1 protein-coding gene is annotated in these 3,170 nt (G+C 34.2%); it reads left to right on the top strand.

What is annotated here, in order from left to right; genetic code table 11:
* The first annotated feature begins 153 nt into the window (after window positions 1-153).
* Window positions 154-3,066 (top strand): DEAD/DEAH box helicase, encoded by a 2,913-nt coding sequence (locus WIW89_RS00305; protein WP_337719306.1) that lies wholly within the window; start codon window positions 154-156, stop codon window positions 3,064-3,066.
* Window positions 3,067-3,170: the final 104 nt, after the last annotated feature.

The raw sequence follows: 3,170 nt of genomic DNA, 5'->3' as shown, positions 1-3,170 counted from the left end.
TATAATGGTATATCTTTACCGTGAATTTAAAGTCAATTTGAATGTGAAAGTGATGAAAGGATTAACACGTGATAAGGATTTGAATCTCAAATAATATATTTATATGAGATGTAAAACTATAGTTATTGATGAAAATTTTAGAGAGTGAGCATAGTGTCATACTCAAATGTCCCTTCTGAGGAGGAAATATCATTATACCAAGACATAATTAGAGAAGAGGTTAACAAGTTTCGAAATAATAAAAAGGACTTTTCATTAGCTATGCTAACCCTCAATGAACTCCAGCAGTTAGCTGGAAGATATAATAACGGTAACCAGCTGTTAAACCAGTTGATTCAGAAGGGCATGATAATCAAGATCTGTGATAAATACAGGTCAGCTCATATGGACTTATTAGCAAAAGTGGTTCACGCTAGACCTTACATCAATTCCCCACCCGTAGCTCTAGAGTACGATGTACGATTAGAAGAAGAATACTATCCAGACTTTGGTGCAGTAAGTTTTACCTCTATCCTTAGTGATGTACAAAATAAGTTACGTTTAGACAACTTACCTAATCAGGATATATCATTAATAACCAACATTCTTCAAAAAGTAATGTCCAATAAAATTAAAGGGTTTTCAAGTTATCAAGCTTACGTTATAAAACAGATTCTAGATCAGTATAACCATTATATACCGGTGGTAGCACCTACGGCTACTGGAAAAACCATCACTTTTACTTTACCAGCCATGGTTTACGTTCTTGAGGCTGTAATTAAGAATGAAGATCCAATAAACGTGGTCTTTATATATCCTCGTAAAGCTCTTGCTAAAGATCAAGTGGAGAGATTATTAGACTTAATTTATGAGATAAACCAAGAATTAATTAAAAAGTTAAACAAAAAAGTTACATTAGCACTTGAAGACGGTGACACACCTAGAAGGGAGGAGATAAAAGACGGAGAAGAATACAGAGGGCTAAACTGCCCTAAATGTGGAAATAAGTTAATTTACACAAAAGCCGGCGTTAAATGCAGCTCATGCAACACAGACTATAGTTTCATGCTAGCTACCAGGGAAGATATAGAATTTAATATACCAAATGTATTAGTAACAAATTTGTGGACACTTTATCGAAGAATGTTAAACAAGGACAGAGCTTCTAGATTTAAGAATGTTAAATATATCGTTTTAGACGAAGTTCATGCTTACGATAATATATTAACACAACATTTAAGGTACATTCTAAGACTTCTTAGTTCATTAAAAGCCCTGAGTAAGTTTCCCCCAATTGAAAAGATTGTCTTTTCCTCAGCTACAATACCGAACCATTTAGAGTTTCTCTCCAGTATTGTCTGTTGTAAGTCAAATCAATGTATTTCTAACATACCCACATTCCAGGATTTCTATTCCAAATATTCTCAAAAAGGGAATAAAAAGAGATTAATCCTTTACTTATTTTTATTTCCTAATATAGGTAAAGGCATAGATACCGTGACAGAGTACGCGGCAGAAGTTTCCTTAGCCTGGCTGAAGGGTAAGGGCTTTAAGGGTATCGTATTTGCTGATAGTGTTGCGGGAGTTACCAAACTTTTTAAGTACTTCTATAACACAATATTAGGGACGAGAAAAGGCAGGGAAATTAGAGACCATATATGTTACACAAATCCTAATGACTTATGCAACAATGATGAGTATTATTGGGATTATTTACAGAATTATAAATATGTGTGCGCCGACGACAATAAACTAGACAAGTTTGCTGGAGACCTGAAAAGTAGTATAGAGCTACACAATGCTCTTTTGCCTCCTAAAAACAGATGGGAAATAGAAAAAAAGTTTAAGAGTAGCACCTCTCCTTTACAGTTACTGTTCTCCACCTCTACACTAGAATTAGGTATCGATATAGGAGATATTGCACTAGTAATACAGCACAAGCTTCCTATTTCGCGGGAAAGTTTTATCCAAAGGATAGGAAGAGCTGGTAGAAGTGAGAGGACTTACAGAATAGCAACTGGCATAATAACTTTGCAAACTTCTCCGTTTGCAACACTTTACATATACAATCAAGACCTTATGAAAAAACTGATATCTCTCGGTAAAGGAGTATCATCACAATATGGCATGACCACCAACCCCAACATCATATTACAGTATATGTTTTCTTATTTCTTGCTAGAAAAAGCCCTAAATGGAATTAATACGTGTGTGGGTGAAGATCCAAAAAGAGATGAGTGTGAAGAGTTAGGAAAGAATTTAATAAACGAACTAAGAGAGAAGTTAAAAGACCAAGAATTCGTAATGAAACTGTCTACGGACTTGTGCATAGACCCTAGCCAAATTTCTGAAGCGTTAGGCATACTAAATTCACTAAATTACGAAACGTATCCTAATGATAATAAATGTGAGGATGTAGTCTCAATCGTGGAAAATATTAGAGAAAATCTCATCGAGAGACTTGGTAAAGCTAGATCGACCCTTAAGGATGATGACCGTTTTAATGAATTAGCTGAAAAAAAACTCGATGACGAGAGACTTCGTAAGTTCAAGTTGAATAAAGATTACCTAAAAGAATTTTTATACAGTGTAGAGGGGTACTTGATCAATATCTTTGACGAACTAGATAATGGTCACGGTTATGGGCCTGTTATAAGTCAGTTGCTAAATAAGCTTGAACAAGATATCAAGAAAATTAAAAAAAGCGTTAGGGAATTAGAAGAATTAAATCAACAGATAAAACAACCGCAGAATAGAGAGACGAAGAACTTAGCAGAAATAAGAATGAAATTGGATGTAAACTGCTTCTCAAAAAAACTGGAAGATCTAATTAAGAACCTTAACGCAATTGTAGAGTACTCAGCTCATCTTAAGAGAACTTTAGAGTTAGCTGAGAGAGATAACAAAGTAGAATGTCTTTTATCACTTCAAAAGAAAAATAATATTAGCAATAATGATATTGATATATTCAAAATTTTAAAGGAACTCTTTAACAATAATATATTTGTAGATTTGATGATGACACCACCTGCACCTGTAATTAATGTGGATTTAGATACTGAGGAGGGTGATTATAGCGATGAGTAAAAGCAATACTACGCAAAGAAATGGGATACAAGCATTATATTCCTTCACACCTTTTACGCTATTGTTTTCTAGAAGTAAAGAAGATTACGGTATGATCCTAGTAC

The organism is Stygiolobus sp. CP850M, from assembly GCF_037389425.1.
Taxonomy (GTDB): Archaea; Thermoproteota; Thermoprotei_A; order Sulfolobales; family Sulfolobaceae; genus Stygiolobus.
The sequence above is the reverse complement of the archived record's forward strand: the minus strand, read 5'-3'. Positions and strand labels throughout refer to the sequence as shown.